The organism is Pseudoalteromonas sp. NH0006-46 (genome assembly GCF_057547735.1).
Map to the genome: position 1 here is coordinate 1 of NZ_BAAJML010000018.1, position 24,710 is coordinate 24,710.

At 39.6% G+C, this 24,710-nt stretch carries 26 protein-coding genes; 19 read left to right on the plus strand and 7 right to left on the minus strand.

Features of this window, described 5'->3' with window-relative positions; all coding sequences use genetic code 11:
• Nucleotides 1-588: 588 nt before the first annotated feature.
• The 3 genes from AC27I2_RS19410 to hslR all read right to left on the minus strand — a co-directional run bounded on the left by AC27I2_RS19410 (nucleotide 589) and on the right by hslR (nucleotide 3,674).
• A complete protein-coding gene (locus tag AC27I2_RS19410; protein ID WP_487205230.1) occupies nucleotides 589-2,127 on the minus strand; it encodes a phosphoenolpyruvate carboxykinase in 1,539 nt (512 codons plus the stop codon).
• Nucleotides 2,128-2,393: 266 nt separating this feature from the next.
• Nucleotides 2,394-3,239: an Hsp33 family molecular chaperone HslO gene (hslO, locus tag AC27I2_RS19415; RefSeq protein WP_487205231.1), complete on the minus strand. Its 846-nt coding sequence runs from the start codon at nucleotides 3,237-3,239 to the stop codon at nucleotides 2,394-2,396.
• A gap of 12 nt (nucleotides 3,240-3,251) precedes the next feature.
• Nucleotides 3,252-3,674: a ribosome-associated heat shock protein Hsp15 gene (gene hslR, locus AC27I2_RS19420; protein ID WP_487205232.1), complete on the minus strand. Its 423-nt coding sequence runs from the start codon at nucleotides 3,672-3,674 to the stop codon at nucleotides 3,252-3,254.
• A 213-nt stretch (nucleotides 3,675-3,887) separates the two neighbouring features.
• On the opposite strand from hslR, the gene gspC reads away from it, so the two are divergent.
• From gspC to AC27I2_RS19485, 13 genes are all read left to right on the plus strand, one after another.
• Nucleotides 3,888-4,829, plus strand: a complete 942-nt coding sequence (gspC, locus tag AC27I2_RS19425) for a type II secretion system protein GspC (RefSeq protein ID WP_487205233.1) — start codon at nucleotides 3,888-3,890, stop codon at nucleotides 4,827-4,829.
• A gap of 23 nt (nucleotides 4,830-4,852) precedes the next feature.
• On the plus strand, nucleotides 4,853-6,916 hold the full coding sequence (gene gspD, locus AC27I2_RS19430) for a type II secretion system secretin GspD (RefSeq protein ID WP_058552112.1): 2,064 nt from the start codon (nucleotides 4,853-4,855) through the stop codon (nucleotides 6,914-6,916).
• The gene (gspE, locus tag AC27I2_RS19435; protein WP_487205234.1) at nucleotides 6,909-8,474 is read left to right on the plus strand and encodes a type II secretion system ATPase GspE; all 1,566 of its coding nucleotides are present in this window, start codon (nucleotides 6,909-6,911) and stop codon (nucleotides 8,472-8,474) included. The genes gspD and gspE overlap by 8 nt, the downstream gene beginning before the upstream one ends.
• 2 nt (nucleotides 8,475-8,476) lie before the next feature.
• Complete coding sequence (gene gspF, locus AC27I2_RS19440) at nucleotides 8,477-9,712, plus strand: type II secretion system inner membrane protein GspF (RefSeq protein ID WP_006794633.1); 1,236 nt, start codon at nucleotides 8,477-8,479, stop codon at nucleotides 9,710-9,712.
• Between the two features lie 78 nt (nucleotides 9,713-9,790).
• Nucleotides 9,791-10,213 carry a type II secretion system major pseudopilin GspG gene (gene gspG / locus AC27I2_RS19445; protein ID WP_006794634.1) on the plus strand — a complete coding sequence of 141 codons (423 nt, stop codon included), beginning with the start codon at nucleotides 9,791-9,793 and terminating at the stop codon, nucleotides 10,211-10,213.
• A 49-nt stretch (nucleotides 10,214-10,262) separates the two neighbouring features.
• Entirely contained in the window at nucleotides 10,263-10,847 is a 585-nt protein-coding gene (locus tag AC27I2_RS19450) for a prepilin-type N-terminal cleavage/methylation domain-containing protein (RefSeq protein WP_058405238.1), read from the plus strand.
• Nucleotides 10,847-11,221, plus strand: a complete 375-nt coding sequence (gspI, locus tag AC27I2_RS19455) for a type II secretion system minor pseudopilin GspI (protein WP_058405237.1) — start codon at nucleotides 10,847-10,849, stop codon at nucleotides 11,219-11,221. The genes AC27I2_RS19450 and gspI overlap by 1 nt, the downstream gene beginning before the upstream one ends.
• Complete coding sequence (gene gspJ / locus AC27I2_RS19460; protein ID WP_058405236.1) at nucleotides 11,222-11,836, plus strand: type II secretion system minor pseudopilin GspJ; 615 nt, start codon at nucleotides 11,222-11,224, stop codon at nucleotides 11,834-11,836. It begins immediately after the preceding gene.
• The gene (gene gspK, locus AC27I2_RS19465) at nucleotides 11,829-12,815 is read left to right on the plus strand and encodes a type II secretion system minor pseudopilin GspK (RefSeq protein WP_058405235.1); all 987 of its coding nucleotides are present in this window, start codon (nucleotides 11,829-11,831) and stop codon (nucleotides 12,813-12,815) included. The genes gspJ and gspK overlap by 8 nt, the downstream gene beginning before the upstream one ends.
• Nucleotides 12,812-14,020 carry a type II secretion system protein GspL gene (gene gspL / locus AC27I2_RS19470; protein WP_487205235.1) on the plus strand — a complete coding sequence of 403 codons (1,209 nt, stop codon included), beginning with the start codon at nucleotides 12,812-12,814 and terminating at the stop codon, nucleotides 14,018-14,020. The genes gspK and gspL overlap by 4 nt, the downstream gene beginning before the upstream one ends.
• Complete coding sequence (gene gspM / locus AC27I2_RS19475) at nucleotides 14,017-14,490, plus strand: type II secretion system protein GspM (RefSeq protein ID WP_487205236.1); 474 nt, start codon at nucleotides 14,017-14,019, stop codon at nucleotides 14,488-14,490. Before gspL ends, gspM begins: the two co-directional genes overlap by 4 nt.
• 3 nt (nucleotides 14,491-14,493) lie before the next feature.
• The gene (locus AC27I2_RS19480; RefSeq protein ID WP_487205237.1) at nucleotides 14,494-15,252 is read left to right on the plus strand and encodes a type II secretion system protein N; all 759 of its coding nucleotides are present in this window, start codon (nucleotides 14,494-14,496) and stop codon (nucleotides 15,250-15,252) included.
• 22 nt (nucleotides 15,253-15,274) lie between these two features.
• Entirely contained in the window at nucleotides 15,275-15,862 is a 588-nt protein-coding gene (locus tag AC27I2_RS19485) for a UPF0149 family protein (protein ID WP_487205238.1), read from the plus strand.
• A gap of 40 nt (nucleotides 15,863-15,902) precedes the next feature.
• Here AC27I2_RS19485 and AC27I2_RS19490 read toward each other — a convergent pair whose 3' ends face one another.
• A complete protein-coding gene (locus AC27I2_RS19490) occupies nucleotides 15,903-16,109 on the minus strand; it encodes a hypothetical protein (protein ID WP_058405230.1) in 207 nt (68 codons plus the stop codon).
• The gene (locus AC27I2_RS19495) at nucleotides 16,109-16,468 is read right to left on the minus strand and encodes a hypothetical protein (RefSeq protein ID WP_138530762.1); all 360 of its coding nucleotides are present in this window, start codon (nucleotides 16,466-16,468) and stop codon (nucleotides 16,109-16,111) included. Before AC27I2_RS19495 ends, AC27I2_RS19490 begins: the two co-directional genes overlap by 1 nt.
• A gap of 289 nt (nucleotides 16,469-16,757) precedes the next feature.
• Here AC27I2_RS19495 and ccoG point away from each other — a divergent pair, with 289 nt between their 5' ends.
• From ccoG to AC27I2_RS19515, 4 genes are all read left to right on the plus strand, one after another.
• Complete coding sequence (gene ccoG, locus AC27I2_RS19500) at nucleotides 16,758-18,188, plus strand: cytochrome c oxidase accessory protein CcoG (RefSeq protein WP_219423615.1); 1,431 nt, start codon at nucleotides 16,758-16,760, stop codon at nucleotides 18,186-18,188.
• Nucleotides 18,189-18,265: 77 nt separating this feature from the next.
• The gene (locus tag AC27I2_RS19505) at nucleotides 18,266-19,240 is read left to right on the plus strand and encodes a serine/threonine protein kinase (protein ID WP_058405227.1); all 975 of its coding nucleotides are present in this window, start codon (nucleotides 18,266-18,268) and stop codon (nucleotides 19,238-19,240) included.
• 34 nt (nucleotides 19,241-19,274) lie between these two features.
• Entirely contained in the window at nucleotides 19,275-19,898 is a 624-nt protein-coding gene (locus AC27I2_RS19510; RefSeq protein ID WP_058405226.1) for a thiol:disulfide interchange protein DsbA/DsbL, read from the plus strand.
• 16 nt (nucleotides 19,899-19,914) lie between these two features.
• Entirely contained in the window at nucleotides 19,915-20,553 is a 639-nt protein-coding gene (locus AC27I2_RS19515; protein WP_058405225.1) for a thiol:disulfide interchange protein DsbA/DsbL, read from the plus strand.
• A 60-nt stretch (nucleotides 20,554-20,613) separates the two neighbouring features.
• Here the strand turns inward: AC27I2_RS19515 and trmA are convergent, their stop codons facing one another.
• Complete coding sequence (gene trmA / locus AC27I2_RS19520) at nucleotides 20,614-21,711, minus strand: tRNA (uridine(54)-C5)-methyltransferase TrmA (protein ID WP_487205239.1); 1,098 nt, start codon at nucleotides 21,709-21,711, stop codon at nucleotides 20,614-20,616.
• 162 nt (nucleotides 21,712-21,873) lie between these two features.
• Here trmA and AC27I2_RS19525 point away from each other — a divergent pair, with 162 nt between their 5' ends.
• Nucleotides 21,874-23,001: a DUF5610 domain-containing protein gene (locus AC27I2_RS19525; RefSeq protein ID WP_487205240.1), complete on the plus strand. Its 1,128-nt coding sequence runs from the start codon at nucleotides 21,874-21,876 to the stop codon at nucleotides 22,999-23,001.
• 77 nt (nucleotides 23,002-23,078) lie between these two features.
• Complete coding sequence (gene murI, locus AC27I2_RS19530; protein ID WP_219423607.1) at nucleotides 23,079-23,879, plus strand: glutamate racemase; 801 nt, start codon at nucleotides 23,079-23,081, stop codon at nucleotides 23,877-23,879.
• On the opposite strand, the gene AC27I2_RS19535 is transcribed toward murI, so the two are convergent.
• Nucleotides 23,842-24,321, minus strand: coding sequence for an RNA recognition motif domain-containing protein (locus AC27I2_RS19535; protein WP_487205241.1), 480 nt, complete (start codon nucleotides 24,319-24,321; stop codon nucleotides 23,842-23,844). The genes murI and AC27I2_RS19535 overlap by 38 nt on opposite strands.
• Between the last annotated feature and the right edge of the window lie 389 nt (nucleotides 24,322-24,710).

Sequence of the window (24,710 nt, forward strand, 5' to 3'; positions counted from 1 at the left end):
TAGACGTAAAAAAGTATAATATTCAGCACTTTCTTCGCTAAAGCGCAGCGTCTCTTATGCGAAGCGCCTCTTTGTGAACAGTGTTTTGGCTATCCAATGCATTGGCCATGATAGTGCAGCATTTCACTGTGACTCTCCATCGCTGTGGGCATTACAACATTCTGCTGCGTAGCGCACCGACTTCAAATACAAGAAAGCCCGATTCGAAAGAGTCGGGCTTTTTTACGTTTACAGAAAAGTAATATCCAGCACTTTCTTCTCTTAAGCGAAGCGCCTCTTTGTGAACATTGTTCTAGTGATCTAATAGATTACCCGATGATAGCGCAGAATTAGCTATGCGGATCTTTAGCGCAGGATGCAACGTCATTGCTATAAGCTGCTCACCTACTTTAAATGGAAGAAAATTCGACTCGAAAGAGTAATACTTTATATGTCTGCAGATCCTCAACAGTCTGGCTTGTGGTTGTGGGAGTGTTCTATGTTATGTATTCGGTTATTTATCAAAGAAACTTAGTCGCTGAGGTAAACATTAGAATCAAAAACGCCAACTCAAGGTTGGCGTTTTAATTATGAGGCTAAAGGTGAATTTTAAGCTTTAGGGCCTGCATTTTTAATGTCGTCAGATACGTCGTATTTCGCAAAGTTTTCTGAAAAGTCAGCAGCCAATTTCGCTGCATATTCATTATACTTAGCCTTATCTTCCCATGTATTTATAGGATTTAGAAGGTTGCTATCAACACCTGGAACTGCAACGGGTACGTCTAGGTTCAACGCATCTATATGTTGAGTCTCAACACCGGCCAATTTACCAGACACTATGGCGTCAATTACAGCACGTGTAGTTGGTATATCAAAGCGCTTGCCGATACCGTAAGGACCGCCAGTCCAGCCAGTATTCACTAGGTAAACTTTAGCACCAAACTCACGAACACGTTTCATAAGAAGTTCTGCGTATACACCTGCAGGACGCGGGAAGAACGGTGCCCCAAAACAGGTTGAGAATGTAGATTCTATATCGCTTGTTGAACCGATTTCAGTTGAACCTACTTTTGCTGTATATCCGCTTAAGAAGTGGTACGCGGCGGCTTCTTCACTTAGTACAGATACAGGAGGTAATACGCCACTTACATCGCATGTTAAAAATACAACAGCTTTCGGCTCGCCAGCACGGTTTTCTACTTTACGTTTTTCAACATGTTCTAACGGATAAGCTGCGCGGCTATTTTGAGTTAAGCTTGTATCGTTAAAGTCTGGCACACCTTTATCATCAAGTACCACATTTTCTAAGATAGTGCCAAAGCGGATTGCATCCCAAATAACAGGTTCATTCTTTTGTGAAAGGTCGATACATTTTGCGTAACAACCGCCTTCGATATTAAATACGCTCCCAGGTGCCCAACCATGCTCATCATCACCGATTAGGAAGCGAGTTGGGTCAGCTGATAACGTTGTTTTACCAGTACCAGATAATCCGAAGAATAATGCTGTGTCGCCAGCTTCACCAACGTTAGCCGAACAGTGCATTGGTAATACACCTTTAGCTGGTAATAAGAAGTTTTGAACTGAGAACATCGATTTTTTCATTTCACCGGCGTAGCGCATACCCGCAAGCAATACTTTACGTTGTGCAAAGTTAATAATTACGGTGCCATCGCTATTAGTACCATCACGCTCTGGCTCACATACAAACGAAGGTACGTTCATCACTTGCCACTGCGGTAAGTTTGAAGCGTTATAGTTTTTAGGTTCAATAAACATGTTTTTGGCAAAAATATGATGCCATGCAGTTTCTGTTGTAACAACTACAGGTAAATAATGCTCTGGGTCTGCGCCAACTTCTAGGTGAGAGGTGAAGTGGTCATTACTTTGCACATATGCTTCTACGCGTGCCCACAAAGCATCAAATTTGTCAGCATCAAAAGGACGGTTTACATTGCCCCATTGAATTTCATTTTGTGTTGTCGCTTCTTGTACAATAAAACGATCTCGAGGTGAACGACCTGTTCGTTTTCCTGTAATGGCTACGAAAGCACCATTTGCGGCTAGAGTTCCTTCGCCACGGCGGATCGCATGCTCGACAAGTTCAGCTGCGGTTAAATCGACAAAACGTGTAGCGCTTGTAATCATGTTTATACCTAACTATGTGTGAGAGTTTGAACGGGATAGCTCTGGGTAAATAGTGCCCTTTAGCTGTAATGATAGTAACAGAAGGTTTTGAGATATTCGAGCCTGTAAAGCCTCTAAAAACACATATATTTGCAAAAAAACATGAATAATTTCAATGATACCGGTGTCATTAAATGTCACTTTTTATGACACCGGTATCATCTTTTTATAATATAAAACCGCATATTTTGCGGCTTTATATAGTCGGATTAGCTGAGATGGGGTTTTTAATTAAAAATGCTTTTAATGTCTTGCTCATTAAACGCATATTCTTTTAAGCAGTAATGGCAGTTAATATTAACGCTGCCGTTTTTTGCTACATCATCGAGCAGTTCTTGTTGTCCTACATTAACTAATGCGGTGATTATTTTATCACGACTACAGCCACATTTGAAACGTATGCTTTGCGGTTCAAAAACGCGTGGGTTATCTTCATGATACAAACGAGTTAAAATTGTATTTGCATCAAGGTTTAATAACTCTTCATCTTTTATCGTATTACTAAGTGCTTCTAAGTGGGCAAAATCTTCAATCGACTTTTGTTTATCAACAGGCAGTACCTGTAAAAATAAACCACATGCTTTGGCGCTGCCTTCGGTTGTATTAGTTGCAAACCATAAACGAGTTTTTAATTGCTCTGATTGCTCAAAGTAACTTTCAATACATTCGCTTAGCGTGTCGTGTTCTAAAGGGACTATGCCTTGGTAGCGTTCACCTTTGTCTGGGGTAATAGTAATAACCATATAGCCATTGCCGATTAATTCTTTGACGGTACTGCCAGTCACCTCACTTTGTAGACGAGCAATACCACGCATATTTTGTTTATCGTCACCATTTATTACTGCATATTTAACTGGTCCGTCGCCTTGAAGTTGCACGGCTATCTCGCCTTCAAATTTTAATGTAGCTGTCAGTAAGCAAGTGGCAACTAATAGCTCACCTAGTAATGCTTTTACAGGCGCGGGGTAATTATGGTTGGCAATCATTTCATTGTAGGCACTCTCGATTTGAACGAGTTCGCCACGAACATCTAGTTCGTTGAATAAATAACGGTGAAGTAAATCTTGTTGCATGAGCGGCTATACCTAACTTAATTTCATTTTTAAAAGTTCGCGTCTTTGCTTTTTATCGGGTTTTTTATCCGGATGAGGCGCAAAAAAACTGTTATTTTTACGTGCGATGCTGTTTTCTTCGCGTTTAGCAATACTGGCATCAGATTCTTGGTACAAGGTCTGAGCAATGGGGGCGCTTTGTCGTTTTTCAAGCACTTTGATGATAGTCACTATCTTTTCATCTACACCTTGAGCGAGTTTCACTACCGCACCAATCTCGACTATTTTGCTCGCCTTTGTTCGTTGTCCATTATAATGCACTTTACCACCTTGTACCATTTCCCTTGCTATAGCACGTGTTTTATAAAAGCGGGCTGCCCACAACCATTTATCTAATCGAACTTTTAGATTATCTATGAGGTCAGAGTCTTTATTACTATTGCTTTTTTTACTCATAACGTATTTGTACCTGCAGTAATTTATTATCTAAAATTTACCACGAAATCTATCTAGGATGAAGGTATTACAGTGGGTGTTGCTTTTTTGTTCAAGTAAATAGAAGTTATTCATTCTGTTTACAAAGTTTAATATTAGTGTGCTTGTTGAATGAAAAATGAAAGGGTACTATGGGGACGCGCTTACGCAGTAAATTAAAAAAGAACACTATTTATGGAACAGCAAATTCAACGACTAAAACACATTTTAACTCGATTGCCGCATGCTAAATTAAGTGCATTAGTCACGCTATTAGTTGTTGTTTACCTTGCATTTTTGTTATCAAAACTGGTTTGGCTATTATGGCCTAAACCTCAAATAACTTTACTTACCCCCACTCAGTTTACAGCACAGTCATCGGGAGCAAGTAATAATTCTGCGCAACGTATTGTTGAACAGTTTTTGTTTGGTAAAAAAACGGTAACAAACAGCGCTAATACTGCAAAACAATCACAAGTTATTAATAATGCCCCTGAAACACGTTTAAGTATTAACTTAACAGGCATAGTGGCTGTAAGTAATGATGATAAAGCAGGCGTTGCAATTATTGAATCACAGGGCAAGCAGGTTAGTTACCTTGTAGATGAAGTTGTATCTGGGACGCGCGCAAAAGTAGCTCAAATACTTCCTGACCGTGTCATTTTAAGTGTAAATGCTCGTTTTGAAACGCTAATGCTTGATGGACTTGATTTCACCAAAATAGTCTCTATGCCGGTGCTCGCTGCAAAAGATGAGCAAGAAATGGGGCCGCAACGATTAGAAGAAAGTGAAGAACTAATAAATGCGACTGCAGACCCCGAAGTAAAAGAAGCCATTATAGAAACACGTGAAGAATTATTAGAAGAACCCGGTAAGCTTTTTGATTACATACGTGTATCTCAAGCAATGAGTGACGGTGAGCTAATTGGTTATCGCTTAAGTCCGGGAAAAGAGCCTGCACTATTTAAGCAAATGGGATTAAAAAATAACGATCTAGCTGTTTCTATTAACGGCTATCAACTAACAGATTTAAAACAGGCCATGTCAGCCATTAATGAGCTGCGCAATAGCACCGATGCTACTATCACTATTGAGCGTGATGGTGAGCAAATAGATGTGCAATTTAGCCTGCAATAACTTAGCTTTGGAGTTTTAACATAATGGTTCAGGTGCTACACCTCACAAAAATTAAAAAAGGGTTAGCTAAGTACGCAGCACTTTTTTTGGCGGCAAGTATATCTTTGTCTGTTTCTGCAGTTGAATATGCAGCAAATTTTAAGGGTACTGATATCAACGAGTTTATTAATATTGTTGGTAAAAACCTTAATAAAACGGTGATTATAGATCCTAACGTGCGTGGCAAAGTGAATGTACGTAGCTATGAGTTAATGGATGAAGATCTTTACTATCAATTCTTTTTAAATGTATTAGAAGTTTACGGCTATTCAGCTGTTGAAATGGATAATGGCATTATTAAAGTAGAAAAAAGCTCTGATGCTAAAAAGTCGAATGTTCCCCTAATTACCGAAAACAGTTCTGCATCGGGCGATATGATGATTACCCGCGTTGTACGCGTAAAAAATGTAAGCGTGCAAGAGCTCGGACCATTAGTTCGTCAATTTAGCGATCAGAAAGACGGCGGGCACGTTGCTAACTTTAACGCTGCAAACGTAATGATGTTGACTGGTCATGCTGCATCAGTAAACCGCTTAGTAGAAATTATTCGTTCAGTTGACCAAGCAGGTGATAAGCGTGTTGATATTGTAAAGCTTAAATACGCAACGGCTGATGACGTTGTCTCTGTAGTAGAAAATATCTACAAAGACAGCGGTAAAGGGAGTGTCCCTGAATTTTTGATTCCTAAAGTCGTAGCCGACGGCCGTACCAACAGTGTAATTGTAAGTGGTGAAGGGCAAGCCCGCACACGTGCAATTGAGTTAATTAAGCGCCTTGATGGTGAGCTTGAAAGCCAAGGTAACACTAAGGTATTTTATTTAAATTACGCCAAATCGGAAGACTTAGTTAAGGTGCTTCAGGGTGTAAGTAAAACGTTAACCGAGGAAGCTCAAGGCAGCGCAACTAAAACGCGTTCGCGTAGTAACAACGAAACCAGCATTGAGGCACACCCAGAGTCTAATTCATTAATTATCACAGCACAGCCCGATACTATGCGTTCATTAGAGTCAGTTATTGAACGATTAGATATTCGTCGCGCACAAGTATTAGTTGAAGCCATTATTATTGAAGTGATGGAAGGTGATGGCGTTAACCTAGGCTTGCAGTGGATTTCAGAGCAAGGCGGCATGCTGCAGTTTAATAACGGTACAACAGTACCTGTTGGGTCGTTAGCTGTTGCAGCAGAACAAGCTGCAGATCAAACAGTAACTAAAACAATTATTGGTACAGAGTCTGGCACGGTTACACCTTACACAGAAACAACGGAAGGCGACTACGGTCCGCTTGCATCATTACTTAGTGGTATTAATGGCTTAGCACTGGGCGTTGTAAAAAATGACTGGGGCGCAATTATTCAGGCAGTAGCAACCGACACTAACTCAAATATTTTGGCAACGCCTTCAATTACCACCATGGATAACGAAGAAGCCTCTATTTTAGTGGGTCAAGAAGTACCTATTATTACCGGATCTCAAACGGGCACTAACAATAGCAATCCATTTCAAACGGTTGAGCGTCAAGAAGTGGGTATTAAACTTATAGTAACGCCACAAATTAACGATGGCTCAGCGGTACAGCTTACCATTGAGCAAGAAGTATCAAGCGTAAGCGGTGCAACCGCGGTTGATATTTCAGTAAATAAACGTGCTATTAAAACAACGGTTATTGCTGATGATGGTGGTATGGTTGTTTTAGGTGGTTTAATCGATGAAGACGTTCAAGAAAGTGTGTCTAAAGTTCCATTATTAGGAGATATTCCTGTATTAGGGCACTTATTTAGATCAACAAACACAACTCGTCGTAAGCGTAACTTAATCGTGTTTATCCGCCCTACGATCATCCGTGATGGGGTGAGCATGAATAAGTTAAGTTTTAACAAATATAACTTTATCCGTGGTGAACAGACTAAGCAGCAGGAAGATGGTATTGATTTAATGCCAATGACCGATACTCCTGTATTGCCTGAGTGGAATGATGAGTTAGTACTTCCGCCAACTTATGAAGAGCATTTACGTAAACAAAATGCACAAGAGCGTAAAGATGACTAATGCGATACAAGAGATAAACCAAGACGTGGTTCATCCTAATACGCATAGTACAGATGAACTATTAGCTGATGATGCACTCGTTGAGTTGCCAGCAAAACGTTTACCGTTTTCGTACGCACGACGTGCGGGTGTTTTACTCAGTAAATACCAAGATCAAACAACGGTTTACTACCGCGGTGACCTTAATTTAGATGTATTGTTAGAAGTTCGCCGAATTGCAGGTCATGGTTTTAAATTAGAGCCACTTGATGATGATAAATTTGAACTTTTACTTGAGTCATCTTACCAACGCGATAGCTCTGAAACGCAGCAAATGATGGAAGATATTGGCAACGAAGTTGATCTGTTTTCTTTAGCGGATGAACTCCCGCAAACTGAAGACTTATTAGCTGGCGATGATGATGCGCCTATTATTAAGCTCATTAATGCCATGCTTAGCGAGGCAATAAAAGAGGGCGCGTCAGATATTCATATTGAAACGTTCGAGCAAGAGCTTGTTATTCGTTTTAGGGTTGATGGCGTTTTAAAAGAAGTATTAAAACCAAACCGTAAACTGGCTTCATTGCTTGTTTCACGTATTAAGGTAATGGCAAAACTCGATATAGCTGAAAAACGTATTCCGCAAGATGGCCGTATTAGCCTGCGTATTGCAGGGCGTGCAGTAGACGTGCGTGTATCAACTATGCCATCAAGCTTTGGTGAGCGAGTAGTATTGCGTTTACTTGATAAAAACAATGCCCGCCTAAACCTTGAAGATTTAGGTATGACACCAAAAAACCGTGAGTTGTTTGCTGACCTAATTAGCAAGCCACACGGTATTATTTTGGTAACAGGGCCAACGGGTTCTGGTAAAAGTACCACGCTGTATGCAGGCATGAGCCAAATAAACTCGCGCGATCGTAATATCCTGACAGTTGAAGATCCTATTGAATATGAGATCCCAGGCATTGGTCAAACGCAAGTAAATACAAAAGTAGATATGACATTTGCAAGAGGGTTACGTGCTATTTTGCGTCAAGATCCCGATGTGGTAATGGTGGGGGAAATACGTGACCTTGAAACTGCCCAAATAGGTGTTCAAGCATCACTTACTGGTCACTTAGTTATGTCTACACTGCATACAAATACGGCGTCTGGTGCTATTACTCGAATGGAAGACATGGGCGTTGAACCGTTTTTGCTTTCTTCATCGCTATTAGGGGTTTTATCTCAGCGCTTAGTGCGTACGTTGTGCAATAGCTGTAAAGAAGGGCATGTGGCAGACGAACGTGAATGTCAGCTTTTAGGTGTCCCATTTGAGAGTAAGCCAACAATTTACCGTGCGGTAGGCTGTGAAGAATGTAACTTTAATGGTTATAAAGGCCGTACTGGTATACACGAGTTACTTGTTGTAGATGAAACAATTCGAGAAATGATCCACAACGGTAAAGGCGAGCAAAGCGTAGAGAAATACATTCGTAAACACAGTCCAAGTATTCGTCAAGATGGCTGCAGCCGTGTGCTTGCAGGTAAAACCACGCTTGAAGAAGTGCTGCGTGTTACCCGTGAGGAAGGCTAATAATGGCTGCGTTTGAATATCGCGCATTAGATGGTCGCGGCAAAGAAAAAAAAGGCATTTTAGAAGCCGATACAGCCAAACAAGTTCGTCAGCTTCTTCGTGATAAAAGCTTAACCCCTTTAGAGGTTGTACCTGCGGCTCAAAGCGACAAACAGGTAAAGGGTGAAAAAGCCCCTTTATTTGGTAGCCTTTTTAAACCAAGTATTTCTACTTCTGAGCTTGCGCTTATCACACGCCAGTTAGCAACATTAATTCAGTCAGCATTACCGGTTGAAGGCGCGGTTATGGCAGTGGCTGAGCAATGTGAAAAACCACGTTTAAAACGTATGTTAATGTCGGTTCGTTCAAAAGTTGTTGAGGGTTATACCCTTGCAGATGGTATGAGTGAGTTTCCTCATGTGTTTGACGACTTATATCGTTCAATGGTGGCTGCGGGGGAAAAATCAGGACATCTTGACCAAGTACTTAATCGCTTAGCCGATTACACCGAGCAGCGTCAGCATATGCGTAGTCAAATAACACAGGCTATGGTTTACCCAACTATTTTAGTTATTTTTGCCATTGGTATCGTGTCGGTATTATTAGGTACTGTGGTTCCAAAAATACTAAAAACCTTTGAAAAAACTAAACAAGTATTACCTTGGACCACCGAGTGGGTAATGGCTGGGAGCCATTTTGTACAAAATTACTGGTTTATTAGCTTACTGGCTATCACTGGCATTGCGATTGGCATTAAGTACGCATTAAAAAAACCACAAGTGCGCTTTTGGTGGGACGACCGTGTGCTGCATATGCCGGGCATTGGTAAGGTGGCTCGCGGTATCAATACCGCTCGCTTTGCTCGTACGTTAAGTATTTTATCTTCAAGCTCTGTGCCATTACTTGAAGGAATGCGCATTTCTGGCGATGTACTCGTAAACGAAAAAATTAAAAAGTCGGTAGCCGATGCAGCTGATAGAGTAAGTGAAGGGGCTAGTCTTAGAGCCGCTTTGCAACAAACTAAACTGTTTCCGCCGATGATGCTACATATGATCGCCAGCGGTGAAAAATCAGGTGAATTAGAACAAATGCTAGAGCGCGCAGCGAATAACCAAGACCGTGAATTTGAAAGCATGGTTAATGTATCGCTTAAGTTATTAGAGCCTGCAATGATAGCGTCCATGGCTGTTATCGTTTTATTTATTGTGATGGCCATTTTGCAACCTATCATGGCAATGAACAAAGCGGTTGGGCTCTAAATTTAAATAGTTTTTATATATTAATGGTTTTACCTAAACCATTTTTGTTTAGTGTTTTTAGAATAATGAGGTAATTACGTGAACAAACAATCAGGTTTTTCTTTACTAGAAGTAATGGTGGTACTGGTTATCATCGGGATGATTATGTCTATTGTTGCGCCAAATATCATGGGTCAACAAGAAGAGGCTGCTATTGATAAAGCGCATTTAGATATTCAGCAGCTTGAAGATGCGATGAGCTTATACAAGCTTAAAAATAAAAGTTACCCAAGCACAGAGCAAGGCCTAGAAGCGTTAGTGACTAAAACGTCTATAGAGCCTGTTCCTAAGCGTTTTCCAGATGGCGGCTTTATCAGCGAATTACCAGAAGATCCATGGGGCAATACGTACTTACTAATAAGCCCAGGTGAAATTGGTAAATTTGATATTTTCTCTATGGGGCCAGATGGCGAAGTCGGTACTGATGACGACATTGGTAACTGGGATGAAGAAAAGCAGTAATGCGTCAAGTTACTGAGCTTACCCTAAATATACTTTTTGAAGGCTTACTATGAACGTAGGTCTTCAATCAATACATAAAAAAAAGGGCTTTAGCTTAATCGAGATTTTAGTTGTATTAGTGGTTATCGCTTTTGCAACAAAAATGGTGGTATACAGTTTAGACGGCGGCGCCGAAGATGAGTTAGATACTCAAGCGCTTAGGTTGCATACCACCATTAATATGGCTTCAGAATTTGCAATTTTGAATCAGGTAGAACTTGGTTTATTGGTTGAAAAAAACACGTTAGAGTACTTAGTGTTTGATGGTGAAAAATGGGTCACTTTTGACAGAGAAGAGCTATTTAAACCCATAGAGTTAGAACCGCGATTAAAGCTCACCCTTAACTTAGAGGATCTCGCATGGGCTCAAGATAACCTTCTTGAACAGTCTAATTGGCGAGAGCTTATGAGTGGTGGTGAAGAAGATAGCCTACTCGAGCTTAAAAAACTCAAAATACCTCAAGTACTTATTTTATCGTCGGGTGAGGTAAGCGCATTTCAGCTAATACTTGAGTTAAAAGAACAAAGTGACCCTGTTTATTTTATTGAGGGTGAATTTACAGCACCAGTGAAGTTACGAAGAGAGCCAGAGTAATGATATTTAATAAAGGCTTTACCTTACTGGAAGTGCTTGTTGCTTTGAGCATTTGTGCAATGGCAGGTATTGCTGCAATGCAAGCGACCGGCGAGCATATTCACCACTTAACAACCATTGAAGAGCAAACATATGCTTCTTGGGTTGCCGAAAATGTCATTATTGAACAGCGCGTTAAAGGCGAGCAATGGCAAGGTAAAAACAACTTACGTGGTAGTGAAGTAATGGGGGGGGTTGAATGGTTTTGGCAACAAGAGGTTATTCCTACCGCCGATAAAAGTTTTGTTAAATTAACAATAAATGTATTTATCGATGAAAAATACGAACAATCAGTCTATGAGCTATCAACGTATTTAAATAAGGGTAAAAAGTAAGTGAAACAGCGCGGATTTACATTACTAGAAGTAATGGTTGCTCTGGGGATTTTAGCTTTTGTTGTTATTTCTACACATCAAATATTAGATAGCACAACCAAGGCAAAAGACGCGTCGGACGAAAAAATAGCGGAGCTGAATGGTTTGCAAACAACGTTTAGGCTTATGGATCAAGATTTTAGCCAAATGACTAAACGTGCGGTAAGAAACGAGTCTGGTGACGTACAAGAATACTATTTATTAGCGGGGCGTTATGTGCTTGAAAGTCAATATGACGGCATTGCATTTGTAAGAGACGGTTGGATAAACCCAATAAATTTACTGCCTCGGTCTGAGTTACAGGCTGTTGGGTACAGAGTGATGGATGATAACCTTGAGCGTGTATACCGTGTGTACGTTGACCAGCTTGATAATATGGAGCCACGCGTACAGCAAGTGTTAGAAAACGTCGAAGAACTTAAGTTTGAATTTTTAGACAGTGACAATAAATGGCAAGAACAATGGGAAGTAAAAGCGTTGCCAAAAGCCGTTGCGGTTACCTTACAGCAAATAGAGGCTGAACCTATTCGTCGTGTATTTTTAGTTCCTGGTCAGGGAAGTAAAAATAATGGGTAACCAGTCATCGCGTGGTGCAGCACTCGTTATTGTATTATTTATTGTTGCATTGGCTGCTATTTTAGCCGTAGAAATGAGTGCTAATTTAATGGTACAAGTGCAAAAAAGTACTAATTTACAAGGGCATCAACAAGCAAAATGGTATGCTTATGGCGCTGAAGAATTGGCGATTAAAGGGCTTATTCAAAGCAAGAAAGATGATCCAGATAAAACAACGCTTGACCAAGTATGGGCAACACAAGGTAATGCAGCATACCCAGTTGATAACGGCACATTAAGTGGTTCAATTACTGATTTGCAGTCATGCTTGAATTTAAATGCACTGGCGGTTGAACCCGATACAAATAGCGCTGATAAAACAAACCCTGCACACAAAGCGCTGTTTGCCTTGCTCGAAAATATAGAAGATTTACCTGCGGATGAATCAGAAGAGGCAATGGCCGACAGCGTATTTGATTGGCTTGATGAAAATAGCATTACTTATCGTTCAGGTGCTGAAGAAGGAGAGTATTTATCTCGCAAGTTTCCATATATGACTGCAAATAGTTTATTTGCATCACCATCGGAGCTTCGCTTGGTAAAAGGCTTTAACCCACTAGTAATGGAAAAAGTACTGCCTTATGTATGTGTTATTCCTGGTAGCACTCAGCTTTTAATTAATATTAATACAATTGCACCAGAACAGGCTTTATTACTAAGCGCGCTGATGGATAATTTAAGTTTGTCGGCTGCAGAGGCTGTCATTGCAGCAAGACCCCAAACAGGTTTTGATTCTTTAGAAGAGTTTTTTGAACAAGTACAGCAACAAGGCGGTACAAACACTGAGTCAGTAAAAGACTTATTTAGTATTAAAAGTGAATATTTTAAATTACAAACGCAGGCAAACTTTGTAGAACTGCGTTTTTCGATGACCACATTACTGCACGCCAAAGATGGCGACGTAACGATACTGGCGCGAAAATTTGGAGGCGTACAGTGACAGAAATATTGTTGATCCGTACGGGTCAAACCCAACAAGAACGATTAAATTGGCTTGTATATTCACCACAAGAACAAGAAATAATAGCCAGTGGTGAGCTACCAAGTGCAAGCAATTTAAATGAATTAAGTGAAAAAGCAGCCAACAGAGAAGTGGTTGTTTTATTGCCAAGCGATCAGGTGCAATTAAAAACGGTAACACTACCAACAAAGTGGAATCGTAAGTTAGAGCAAGCACTCCCTTACATGCTTGAAGAAGATATAGCCTGCGATGTAGACGATTTGTATATAGCCATAGGCGAAGCAACCATGGTTGGCGAGCAACATGCTATCCAGGTTGCGATGACCGATCGCGACTGGTTTGAGCAATGGCTCGCTTTATTTTCAGAGCATGGACTGTCTGTTTATAAAATATTGCCAGATGCATTGCTGTTACCGCCTGTAGGTGAGGGAGAGGCAAGTGCGATAGAGCTCAATCAGCAGTGGTTGTTTAAGCAAGGGACATGGCATATTAGTGCGGTTGAATCGAGCTGGCTATCAGGTTATTTAACTGCGTTAGGTAACCCTGAAATCAAGCATTTTAGTCCTGCAGAAAACTTCCCAGAGGGAACTAATTTACAAGCACAAACAAGTCAGTATGACCTCCCGTTAGCTTTATTTGCTAAGCAATTAAATAGCGTTAAATTTAATCTTCGCCAAGGTATTTACCAACTTAAAAAGAAGAGTGCACTTTGGTGGGGTTACTGGAAAGGCGCGGCGATATTTACAGCTGTTGCACTGGGTTCTACGTTAGTTATAAAGGCAATTGAGTTACAACAACTTAATTCTCAAGTCGATATAGCAAAAAACCAAGTGATTGAGCGATACCAAGCAGCATTCCCCAGTTCTAAAGTGCATCCTAATTTGATAAAAAATCAGATTAAAGGCGCGTTAGACAGGATAGAAGGCCCTGATGAATCTGGCTTTTTAGAGCTTACTACTAATTTAGTTGATGTATTTTCGCAGGTGAATGAGTTCACACCAGAGACCTTACGTTACGATAAACGCAGAAATGAGTTACGTATTCGCGCACGAGCTAAAGATTTTCAAACCTTTGGTAAAGTAAAAACCATACTCGAACAGCAAGGCTTAACAGTAGAGCAAGGCTCTTTAAATAACGACGGTGATTTTGTGGTCGGTGAAATTAAACTGCGAGGTGCTGCATGAAAACACAAGCGATAAAATACTGGCGTTCTTTAAAAGAACAAGAGCAGCAACTTATTATGGTTGCAGGTGGTATCTTTGTTATTTTTGTTCTTGTGATGGGGATATTTAGGCCATTAAATAATGCCATAACAAAAGCAGAGCAATCGCAAATTAAGCAACAGGCTTTACTTGTATGGGTTGACGAAAGCATAGTAAAGCTAAAAGCAGCGGGTAATACGCGTGTTGTAAGTAATCAAAATTTAAGTCAAGTGGTTAATTCTACCCGTAGCCGTTATCAAATCAACATCAGTAAAATGCAGCCTAGTGATGGTTCACTGCGATTAACGCTCGACTCAGTAGAGTTTAATAAATTAGTAGAGTGGCTCGATGAATTAGTGAATCAACATGGTTTAAAAATCGAAAATTTAGATTTAAGCCGCGACGATAAATCGGGTTATGTGCGAGTAAGCCGTTTGGTATTAGAGAATTAATAAATGAAAAGAATAATTACATTATCGGCTGTTTTTTTAATTAGTTTTATTGTGTTTTGTATCATTAAATTACCTGCTGCTATCGCGCTTGATTTAGCAAAACCTTATCTTCCTAAGCAGTTGGAAGTAGGGCCTGCTGTTGGCACTGTATGGCAAGGCCAATTAATGCAAGTTCGTTTTGATGGCGAACAGTTAAATAATGTGCGCTGGGATATTGCTGGCTGGGCATTATTTACTGGCAATTTAAATACTAATATAAAGTTTGGAAATGCTCGCGAACGTACTGATATATCGGGGTATGCACATGTCAGCTATGGATTGTTTAATCGCACCGTAAAAGTAACGAATGGTCTAGTACGCTCAACGGTAGAGCGAGCAATGCAACGAGTTCAGTTACCTTTGCCTGTTACGGCAAAAGGGCGTGTAATACTGGAACTTGATGAATACACCTCAGGTGCTCCTTACTGTGAGTCATTAAAGGGTGAAATAGCGAGTCCTAATATCGATGTGCAAGGTTTAAATGGTTGGTTTAATATAGGGTCTCTGGCCGGCAATTTAAGTTGTAAGTCGGGTGATGTGGCAATATTAATCGACCCTGATAACACCCTTGGACTTGAAGCCGATGCCACTCTCAAAGCTAACTTTGACTTTAGCGTGGCAGGGTATGTAAAACCAGATGCTAGCTTACCAAAAGATGTTCACGATGCGGTTAAGTTTTTAGGCCGACCAGATAGCCAAGGTCGTTACCCGCTCAATTTTTAATGTTTTGATATAAAGAGTTTTAATGCAACTACCGCAATTTACTGAGCTGCATGCTAAGCAGCTCAGCACATTTTTAAATACACAACCTCACGCCATGACCCTTGCACAAAGCCAAGGTTATTTGTTTGGTGTTATATGTTCACCCGACCCTCTTGATGTACACGAATGGGTTGATGTGATACTCAATAATTCTGCAGACAAATTAGATGAAGAAACACTGTTTTTATTTATGGCGCTTTACCATCAAATAAGTGAACAAGTGTTTGAAGTAGGGTATAAACTGCCATCACAGTACGACAATGCATTTTGCTCGCAGTGGAGCCAAGGCTTTTTAACAGCAAGTAATGCTTACACGCAAAAGCTGTTAACATCACCGCAGTTAGATGCACAGTACAAAGAGGCCTTAGAAACTGCACAAGCAACCCTCAGCTTTTTTGCATTAGATCCACAGCTTATCGCGCAAATCGCATCGCAAAATTCAATGAGCACAATGCAGTTGTGTGAGCAACAATATGACCTTATGGGAGATTTTGCACTTGGTTTTGCAGAGCTTGTAGAAATAGTAGCACTTAATAGTGGTTTGTATAACGATGAAGGCTGGGACGAGTAGTTAGCGTTAAACGTTTTAATATTGGCGCTTTAGTTATTAGTTAAGCGCCAAGTTCTAAAATAATATCTGTGCAGCCTTGCTTGCACTTTACTGCACCTTTACCCACTTCGCTGGTGGCTAAATCGAGTGTGAGCACCGAATTACACTTTTCGCATTTTAGTGTTTTACCTTGCGCTAACTGTTTCAGCATATTACGTTGCTTGTGAAACGAATCACTGGTTTTTTTGTTTAAGTTAGAAAAGTCCATTATTTAGCCCGCTTTTGTTCGAGTGATTCAGACACTATTTTACACACTGTATTTAAGCGGTCAGCGTAGAAGTAAAGATTTAAGTCACGTTCGCGACAGTAGCGTAAATTAAATAGCTGAACCGCGTCATCAGTGGTAAACGTTTTTTCTACATACTCTTTTTCAGAGCCTGAGAGTGTGAGCTCATTACTAATTCTGTTTTTTGCTAAATTAGCAGCTGGGCTTCTATTTACTTTACTTGCATTACTTAAAAAACCAACACCTTCCCCTAATAGCTTCTCGCGTGGTTCTTTTATAAGTGGATGATCAATGGTAAAAAACGCAAGGATCACAATGATCAATATAATAAACTTCTTCATGGATACGTAAACCTTGATCTAAATAGGGTTGAATAATCAAGCAGTGTAATAAACTGCCCTTTAAAAGCAAGTAACTGAGATGAATAAATTAGTAGCAATCAATACCAGTAATTTTAGCCAATATTGGTATAATAACTACCAGAAGTTAGATATTTCTGAAATATCTGAAAGTATTTAATTTATGATTCACTAAACAAGTCTTACTTAGCAAGTTACTTGCTACACTATGAGTATAGAGCATTTGATTAGTGCTCAGCTTTTATTTTCCAAGCGGTGTTGAGGAACTTCGATGGACAAACAGATTAAAGTAAAAAACATTCCTGTTGAGGTAAAAATTCAAAAGCCGGATTTAAGCCGTCAAGATGATAGATTTAACCCCCGTAACCGCATTTATGTGAGAGCTGTAAAAGGTCTTCACCAATTATTAAGACAACGTATTGGTTTTTTAGGCATGCTCGCATTTATGGTTTTGCCATGGATAAACTTTAACGGCCAGCAAGCCGTGCTATTTGATTTAATAGCACAAAAATACAATATTTTTGGTCTAACTTTATGGCCTCAAGACTTCACCATACTGGCGTTTATATTCATGCTGGCGGCTTTTGCGCTGTTTTTGGTAACTACATTTTATGGACGAGTCTGGTGCGGATATACTTGTCCTCAAACGGTATGGACCTTCATTTTTATCTGGTTTGAAGAAAAACTTGAAGGCACAGCAAATCAACGTAAAAAGCTCGATCAACGGCCTATGGACTTTGACAAGTTCTGGCGAAAAACGGCTAAGCATTCTAGCTGGGTGTTGTTTTCTTTGTATACCTCTATTTCGTTTGTTGGTTACTTTACACCGATAAGAGAGCTACTCCCTGATTTTATAACCTTTAATGTTGGCGGTTATGCACTAGTAAGTATTTTAGTGTTTGCTGTGTGCACTTATGGTAACGCCGGCTGGATGCGCGAAATTATGTGTTTGCATATTTGCCCTTACTCGCGTTTTCAGTCGGCAATGTTTGACAAAGATACCTACACAGTAACCTATGATGAAAGCCGAGGTGAAAGCCGTGGTCCTCGCTCACGCAAGGTCGCCCATGAAGATTTAGAAATTGGCGACTGTATTGACTGTAACTTATGTGTACAAGTGTGTCCTACAGGTATTGATATAAGAAATGGCTTACAAGCTGAGTGCATTAATTGTGGTGCGTGTATTGATGCGTGTGACGGCGTAATGGACAAAATGGAGTATCCGCGCGGTTTAATTTCATATACCACAGAACGTAACCTTGAAACGCCAGAAAATAAAACCAACCCTTTACGAGCTAAAATTATTGGTTATACGGTCATATTGGTGCTGCTTACTGGCGCACTTGTTACAAATATTGCACTGCGTAAACCTATGGACTTTGATATTATCCGTGACCGAAATCAGCTATATCGTGTCGACTTTAATGGCTTGGTTGAAAACACATATACCTTAAAGGTAATCAATAAGGCGCAGTATGAGCAAACCTTTAATATTAAAGTTATAGGGCTAGAAAACTTTAAATACATAGGTAAGCAGGTATTCACGGTTCAAGCAGGGCAATCTCACAATGAACCTTTGTCACTCGTTATGGATCCATATGATTTAAAATTGCCTATAACAGAGTTTAATTTTGTGCTGTCACCAGTTAACGAACCGGATGAAACGATATCGCAATCGAGTAATTTTTTTAGAGCGCGATAAGTCGCACTTTCTAATTCGGTGCATATAGCCAATAACAAAAGCGGGTTTAGCCCGCTTTTAATTTATATAAGAAGAGTATGAGCAAATTTAGCTTTATAGATTTAACCCCAGATTTAATACTCGATGCGATAGAAACCATAGGCATTTATCCTGAGTCTGGGCTATTAGCGCTTAACAGTTATGAAAATAGAGTTTATCAATTCAAGGCCGAAGACGGTCTTCGTTACGTCGTAAAGTTTTATCGTCCCGAGCGCTGGAGTAAAGCACAAATTCAAGAAGAACATGACTTTGCTTTTGAATTGGCTGACGCGGAAGTACCCGTTGTAGCCCCTGTTTTACATAACGGACAAAGCTTGTTTGAACACCAGGGTTATATGTTTGTGGTTTTTCCAAGTGTGGGTGGGCGATTATTTGAAGTAGATAATTTAGATCAGCTTGATGTTATGGGACGTTTGATTGGTCGAATGCACCAAGTAGCTAAAACAAAACCATTTACTTACAGACCAACAATAAGCTGTGGTGAGTATTTACATACAGCTAAAGTTCATCTTCAAAAAAGTAACTTAGTGCCAATGGGATTAAGCACTGCTTTTTATACTATTTTAGATTTGGTAATTGAGCAGACACAAAAGCAGTATCAAGATACAAATAATATTCGCTTACATGGAGATTGCCACGCAGGCAATATATTATGGGCCGGCGATGCGTTAATGTTCGTGGATTTAGACGATAGTCGCCAGGGACCTGCGATTCAAGATTTATGGATGATGCTAAGTGGCGACAGGCCAACGCAACTGTTACAGTTAGACACCTTAGTCGGGGCGTATGAAGAATTCTGTGATTTTGACCACGCTCAACTCAAATTAATTGAACCGCTGCGAGCAATGCGTATTATTCATTATATGGGATGGGTGGCAAAAAGGTGGAGCGATCCTGCTTTCGTGCGGAACTTTTCATGGTTTGCTGATGACAAATACTGGGAGCAACAAATTTTAGCGCTTAAAGAACAACTTGCAGCTCTGCAAGAACCGCCGTTAAAATTATTGCCGTAAATTATTATTTAATGACGAGTACAACGAGATACTAATGCTTAAAAAATTAAAACTGAGCCTACTTCTTTTATGTTTACCATTTGCAGCCTTTGCTGCACAGTTTGAGGCTAATAACCAATACACTATTATTAAAACTGAAAAAAGCACAACACCCCAAGTAACAGAGTTCTTTTCATTTTATTGTCCGCACTGTTTTAAATTTGAACCAGTGGCTAAAGCAATTGAAAAAAAACTGCCGGAAGGTACTGAGTTTGTTAAAAGCCACGTTAACTTTTTAGGTGGTGTATCTCCACAAGCACAAAGTAACTTAAGCTTTGCTTACTTAATTGCCAAACAACAAGGCCAAGCACAAAATATAGCTGACCAAATTTTTAGAAGCATTCATATTCAAGGTGTGCCTTTAACAGAAGTTAAAGATCTTAAAAAGCTGTTGGAAGTTAACGGGATAGATAGCGACACTTTTGACCAAGCTATTGCAAGCATGCCAATTATTGCCGCAGAACAAGCAATGCAAGACAAACAAAATAAATATTCAAAATTAGGTGCATTAACTGGCGTACCTACTTTTATCGTTAACGATAAATACAAAATCAACATTAACACCATAAAAAACCAACAAGAACTTGATGAGTTAATTGCGTTTTTATTAGCATTATAAATTTTGGAGTATAAGTATGATTAAACTACTTAAAGCAGGGTTACTTGCATTAGTATTACCACTGGCAGCAACGAGCTTTGCGGCGACCTATGAAGAAGGCGTTCATTACGATGTTATTTCTGAACGCGCTACTAAAAAGCCAGAAGTAAAAGAGTTTTTCTCTTTTTACTGCCCGGCGTGTAATAACTACGAGTCATTGATCAGCGAATTTAAGCCTAAACTTGATAAAAATGTTAAGTTTAAAAAGAGTCACGTTGACTTTGTGGGTGTTCGTAACCCAGAAAACCAACAAATGATGAGCCAAGCATTAGCCACTGCAGAAGTACTTCCGCAAAAAGAAAAAATTATTGCAGCTATTTTTAATCATATTCACACAAAACGCGCTAAATTTAACGAATTAGCTGACGTGAAAGATGTGTTCGTTGCGCAAGGTGTTGATGGCGATAAATTTGATAAGTTATTTAAAAGCTTTTCGGTTCGTACATTAAGCTCTAAGATGAAACGCGACCAAGAGTACTTTAAAGAAAAAGGCGCCCTTCGTGGTGTTCCAACATTTATTGTAAACGGTAAGTATAAATTAAACTTAGGCCGTGAATCAGGTGTTACGGCACCTGAAGATATCAGCAAGTTAATTAATTACTTGGCAAGTAAGTAAAAGAATACAAAAAAGCTCCTTTATAGGAGCTTTTTTGTGCCTATAAGTTTTTACTCACCGTTATTTTTTCTGCAAATACACACCTGATTCTATATGATGTGTATAAGGGAACTGATCAAATATCGCAAAGCGCTTGACGTTATGAGTACGCGTTAAATGATCTAGATCGCGTTCCAGTGTGTCAGGGTTGCACGATATGTAAATAATATTTTCGTAGTTAGCCACTAAATCACAGGTCAATTCATCCATACCAGCGCGTGGCGGGTCGACTAAGATGGTTTGGCAATTGTAACTTTTTAAATCAATGCCATCTAGACGAGAAAAAGTACGTTCTCCATTCATCGCTTGAGTAAACTCTTCGCTCGACATACGTATAATATCGAGATTATCTACATTGTTCTTCTCGATATTGTATTGAGCAGAGTAAACAGATGACTTAGATATCTCAGTTGCTAGTACTTTTTTAAAAGAGCCAGCTAGTGCAATAGAAAAGTTACCATTACCGCAGTAAAGCTCTAGTAAATCATTTTTAAGTGGTTTACATAAACCTTGTGCCCACTCAAGCATGCTTATATTTACTTTCGCATTAGGTTGCGTAAAGCTATTCTCTACTTGTTGGTAAACGAGTTCTTGGCCATTTACAGTTAATCGCTCTGTTACAAAGTCATCACCTAGCATTTCTTTTTGCTTACGTGCTCGGCCAATAAAGTCTATCTTATATTTTTCACTCAGCTTTGCCTTAAGCGCTTTAATTTCACGTAGCCATTCATCATCAAGCGGCTTGTGGTAAAGCAAGCTCACTAAAATTTCACCGCTGAGTGTAGACAGGTAATCTATTTGAAAAAGCTTTCGGCGTAAAACCTCACATGGCTTAAGGTTTTCAATCATTACTTGCATTATTTCACCAACAAGCGGTGCTGCAGGGTCAAACGTATCCACGCGTATTTTTTCTTTAGTTTGCTGATCGAACATTATATGAAACAGATCGTCTCCATCATGCCATACTCTAAACTCGGCACGTTGGCGGTAGTTAATTGGCTCCGAGCTAAACACTTCTAGCTGCTCCACACCAAAACGTTGAAACTGTGAAGTTATACGCTGTTCTTTTTCACTTAACTGCGCTTGGTACTGTGTGGTATCTATTTTAATAACTGCCATTCGCGTTATTGCCTTATCTAAGATCTGTTTATCGGCGCTATTGTAGGGAGCGGTTCGCATTTGTCTAGTTTTGGCAAGAATAAATGATGTTTTTTTACGCGGTTTACTTTAGTTTTTTATGCTCTGGCCGATAATAAAGTACGCACGCTCAGGAGACGAATCATGAAAATAGGCAACTATGGGTTTATACCAAGCCAGAATATAAACAAATTCAATAACAAAGCTGATGTACAACAACCTACCATCACGTCTCCGCAAGACAGTTATCAGCAACGAGGCAAAGAGTTGGCTGCTAAAGTCTTAGGCGATAAAATGGCAGAGCAGCTTGGTTTACCTGTTCAAGAAAAAAAGGCAGAAAAACCCCTTTTTGATTTTGAAGAAATTGTTAAAAATGTACTCGACTTTGTCACTGGCGCCGTTAATAAAGCAAAAGCTGATGGTGCCGATGACGATAAATTAAAAGGTATGTTAAGTGATGCCCGTAAGGGGGTTCAAATAGGTATTGATGACGCTGTTGATGAGCTCAAAGAGTCTGGCGTGCTAAACGATGAAACCCAAGAGGGGATCAATAAATCAAAAGAAGGAATTTTCAATGGCCTTGATGAGTTTGAAGATAATTTGTTCAACCCAATGCCCGCCAGTGTGGGGGTAACACAAGCACAGTATGCCAGTTTAAGTAATAATGCTCAGTACAGCTTTACAACCGCAGAAGGCGATGAAGTAACAATTAGTTTTGCCGATGCGTTTAAATCTCAGTCTGCTAGCAGTTATCAACGTGGTGAGAAAGGAGAGGCATTCGTAAGTGAATCATCACAATCGAGGGAGCTTTATTTTTCAATGTCAGTTAACGGCGACCTTAATGATAAAGAGCAAGAAGCAATTAATGAGTTGATGGAAAACCTACAAAACGTAAGTAAAACTTTTTTTAGCGGTGATTTAGATCGGGCATTTGAAGAAGCGCAAGAGCTTAGTTTAGGCAATGAGCAACTAGTTGCATTTTCAATGGACTTACGACAAACCAAAACGGTTGCTGCAATAAAAGGTTATGAAGAAAATAAACCGGCCCCAGAAAAAGTAATTGCAGATAAAATAGCGCCTTTTAATGATGATCTACGAGAGGCATTTTCTAAAGCCTCCGAGTTAGATATTCAAAATCAGTTATCAGGCATCATGCAATGGCTCAATGAGGACCAAAGTGAGATCGATAAGCTTGTTGATTATACAAAAGCTATGTTTGAAAACCTTAATAAGTTAAATAGCGCGGCAAAGCAAACAGCTGACGAGGTTTAGCCTTAACCTTAAACTACTTTCTTTTGCAAAAATCACATGGCAAACTGCCGTTCTAATCTAATTATAGGAACGGTCGTTTGTCAGCGCATATAATGGTTTTTGATTCGGGGATTGGTGGCACAACAGTACTTGAACATATAAAGCAACGTATCCCGAATGCTCAATATAGCTATTTCATGGATAATGCTTTCTTACCTTATGGGGCTCAGACACAACAAACAATCATTAATCGTTTGTGTTCGCTTATTCATTTTATTAAGTTAAACAAGCTAAACGTCGATTTAATTGTTATAGCGTGCAACACGGCATCTACGTCTGCATTAAGTGCCGTACGCAAAATTACAGATATACCCATTGTTGGTGTTGTACCAGCGATAAAACCCGCAGCAGAATTAACTCATTCAAACCACATTGCTTTACTGGCAACACCAGCCACAATAGCGAGCTCGTATACAAAAACACTAATAGCACAGCATGCCAGTAATGTAATCGTTAACTTATATAGTAGTGTTGAGTTGGTAAACCTTGCGGAACAGCTTTTTTTCAATGACTGCTTAGATACAATTAAATTGCATGCCGTGCTTGAAGATTTGAATATTGAAAAGCAAGTAGACGTACTTATATTAGGATGTACACACTTTCCCATACTTGCAAAACAAATTAGTGAATACTTTGAAAATAGTATTCAGCTGGTGGACTCCGGCGTAGCAATAGCAAGTAGGGTCAGTTATTTATTAGACGAATTAGGTTTATTAGCACAAAATATATCAGATATAAAAAAGCCGCTGCAATACTATGCAACGGCTAATGTGTTCAGTGATAAACTGGCGGTTAAGCTAGTTACGCTGATTGATCCGCCTGAGTTCGAAGGGCGTTAGCATCATCTTCTTGTTTTTGTTTTGCTTCACGTACTTTTAAAGTTCGTTGTTGAAACTCACTATCGTTCAAGTTAGCAATAGCATTGTCTGCGTCAGCTTGCGCCATTTCAACAAAACCAAAGCCACGACGTTTGCCTGTATTTTTATCCTTTAATAGACGAACGTTGAATACTTTACCTTGCTCTTCAAACAAAGCACGAACAACACCTTCGTTTGCACGGTAAGGAAGGTTACCAACGTAAAGTGTTTTAGTCTTCACTTCGGCCTCTTCTAAAACGTCAGACGACATAGCAGCAATAATTAGCCCACCTACTAACAGGCCAACAGCAAATACAATTGAAGGGTCAAGTTCTAAGCTTCCGAGTGCGAACTTAACAATAACAAAACCAACTACAGCAATAACAACAGAAAAGACAAAAGATTTTTGATCGGGTAATTTCATTTTAGATCTACCAATAAACAGGAAATAAACATTAATTTAACATTGTGAACTTGCTATCTTAACGTCTTAAACGAACTTAGCAATGATATTTATATGAAATTATAAATAGCAGTGTAAAAAAACATCAATTTAAGCGTGTTTTAACATGTTTTTTTGTACTTTTGTTCTAATTTTGTTCGAACAGTAAAAAGATCTAAAAAAAGTGTTGATCTGTTTTTGGATCTCCCTATAATGCGACCCCACTGAGACGGGAAACGCCGAAGCATAGCAAAGCAGCACCGTTTCAGAGAGTTAAGTAAAACTTTAACTTTAAATCATCGCAAGAGAGTTTAAAACAAAGTATTGACTCGAAAAATAAAGGATGTATTATACGCATCCCTAGCGACAAC

What these genes read in the sequence shown, in the direction of transcription:
- AC27I2_RS19410 (WP_487205230.1), bottom strand. Translation starts at nt 2,127, where the DNA reads ATGATTACAAGCGCTACACGTTTTGTCGATTTAACCGCAGCTGAACTT.
- hslO (WP_487205231.1), bottom strand. Translation starts at nt 3,239, where the DNA reads ATGCAACAAGATTTACTTCACCGTTATTTATTCAACGAACTAGATGTT.
- hslR (WP_487205232.1), bottom strand. Translation starts at nt 3,674, where the DNA reads ATGAGTAAAAAAAGCAATAGTAATAAAGACTCTGACCTCATAGATAAT.
- gspC (WP_487205233.1), top strand. Translation starts at nt 3,888, where the DNA reads ATGGAACAGCAAATTCAACGACTAAAACACATTTTAACTCGATTGCCG.
- gspD (WP_058552112.1), top strand. Translation starts at nt 4,853, where the DNA reads ATGGTTCAGGTGCTACACCTCACAAAAATTAAAAAAGGGTTAGCTAAG.
- gspE (WP_487205234.1), top strand. Translation starts at nt 6,909, where the DNA reads ATGACTAATGCGATACAAGAGATAAACCAAGACGTGGTTCATCCTAAT.
- gspF (WP_006794633.1), top strand. Translation starts at nt 8,477, where the DNA reads ATGGCTGCGTTTGAATATCGCGCATTAGATGGTCGCGGCAAAGAAAAA.
- AC27I2_RS19450 (WP_058405238.1), top strand. Translation starts at nt 10,263, where the DNA reads ATGAACGTAGGTCTTCAATCAATACATAAAAAAAAGGGCTTTAGCTTA.
- gspI (WP_058405237.1), top strand. Translation starts at nt 10,847, where the DNA reads ATGATATTTAATAAAGGCTTTACCTTACTGGAAGTGCTTGTTGCTTTG.
- gspK (WP_058405235.1), top strand. Translation starts at nt 11,829, where the DNA reads ATGGGTAACCAGTCATCGCGTGGTGCAGCACTCGTTATTGTATTATTT.
- gspM (WP_487205236.1), top strand. Translation starts at nt 14,017, where the DNA reads ATGAAAACACAAGCGATAAAATACTGGCGTTCTTTAAAAGAACAAGAG.
- AC27I2_RS19480 (WP_487205237.1), top strand. Translation starts at nt 14,494, where the DNA reads ATGAAAAGAATAATTACATTATCGGCTGTTTTTTTAATTAGTTTTATT.
- AC27I2_RS19485 (WP_487205238.1), top strand. Translation starts at nt 15,275, where the DNA reads ATGCAACTACCGCAATTTACTGAGCTGCATGCTAAGCAGCTCAGCACA.
- AC27I2_RS19490 (WP_058405230.1), bottom strand. Translation starts at nt 16,109, where the DNA reads ATGGACTTTTCTAACTTAAACAAAAAAACCAGTGATTCGTTTCACAAG.
- AC27I2_RS19495 (WP_138530762.1), bottom strand. Translation starts at nt 16,468, where the DNA reads ATGAAGAAGTTTATTATATTGATCATTGTGATCCTTGCGTTTTTTACC.
- ccoG (WP_219423615.1), top strand. Translation starts at nt 16,758, where the DNA reads ATGGACAAACAGATTAAAGTAAAAAACATTCCTGTTGAGGTAAAAATT.
- AC27I2_RS19505 (WP_058405227.1), top strand. Translation starts at nt 18,266, where the DNA reads ATGAGCAAATTTAGCTTTATAGATTTAACCCCAGATTTAATACTCGAT.
- AC27I2_RS19510 (WP_058405226.1), top strand. Translation starts at nt 19,275, where the DNA reads ATGCTTAAAAAATTAAAACTGAGCCTACTTCTTTTATGTTTACCATTT.
- AC27I2_RS19515 (WP_058405225.1), top strand. Translation starts at nt 19,915, where the DNA reads ATGATTAAACTACTTAAAGCAGGGTTACTTGCATTAGTATTACCACTG.
- trmA (WP_487205239.1), bottom strand. Translation starts at nt 21,711, where the DNA reads ATGGCAGTTATTAAAATAGATACCACACAGTACCAAGCGCAGTTAAGT.
- AC27I2_RS19525 (WP_487205240.1), top strand. Translation starts at nt 21,874, where the DNA reads ATGAAAATAGGCAACTATGGGTTTATACCAAGCCAGAATATAAACAAA.
- AC27I2_RS19535 (WP_487205241.1), bottom strand. Translation starts at nt 24,321, where the DNA reads ATGAAATTACCCGATCAAAAATCTTTTGTCTTTTCTGTTGTTATTGCT.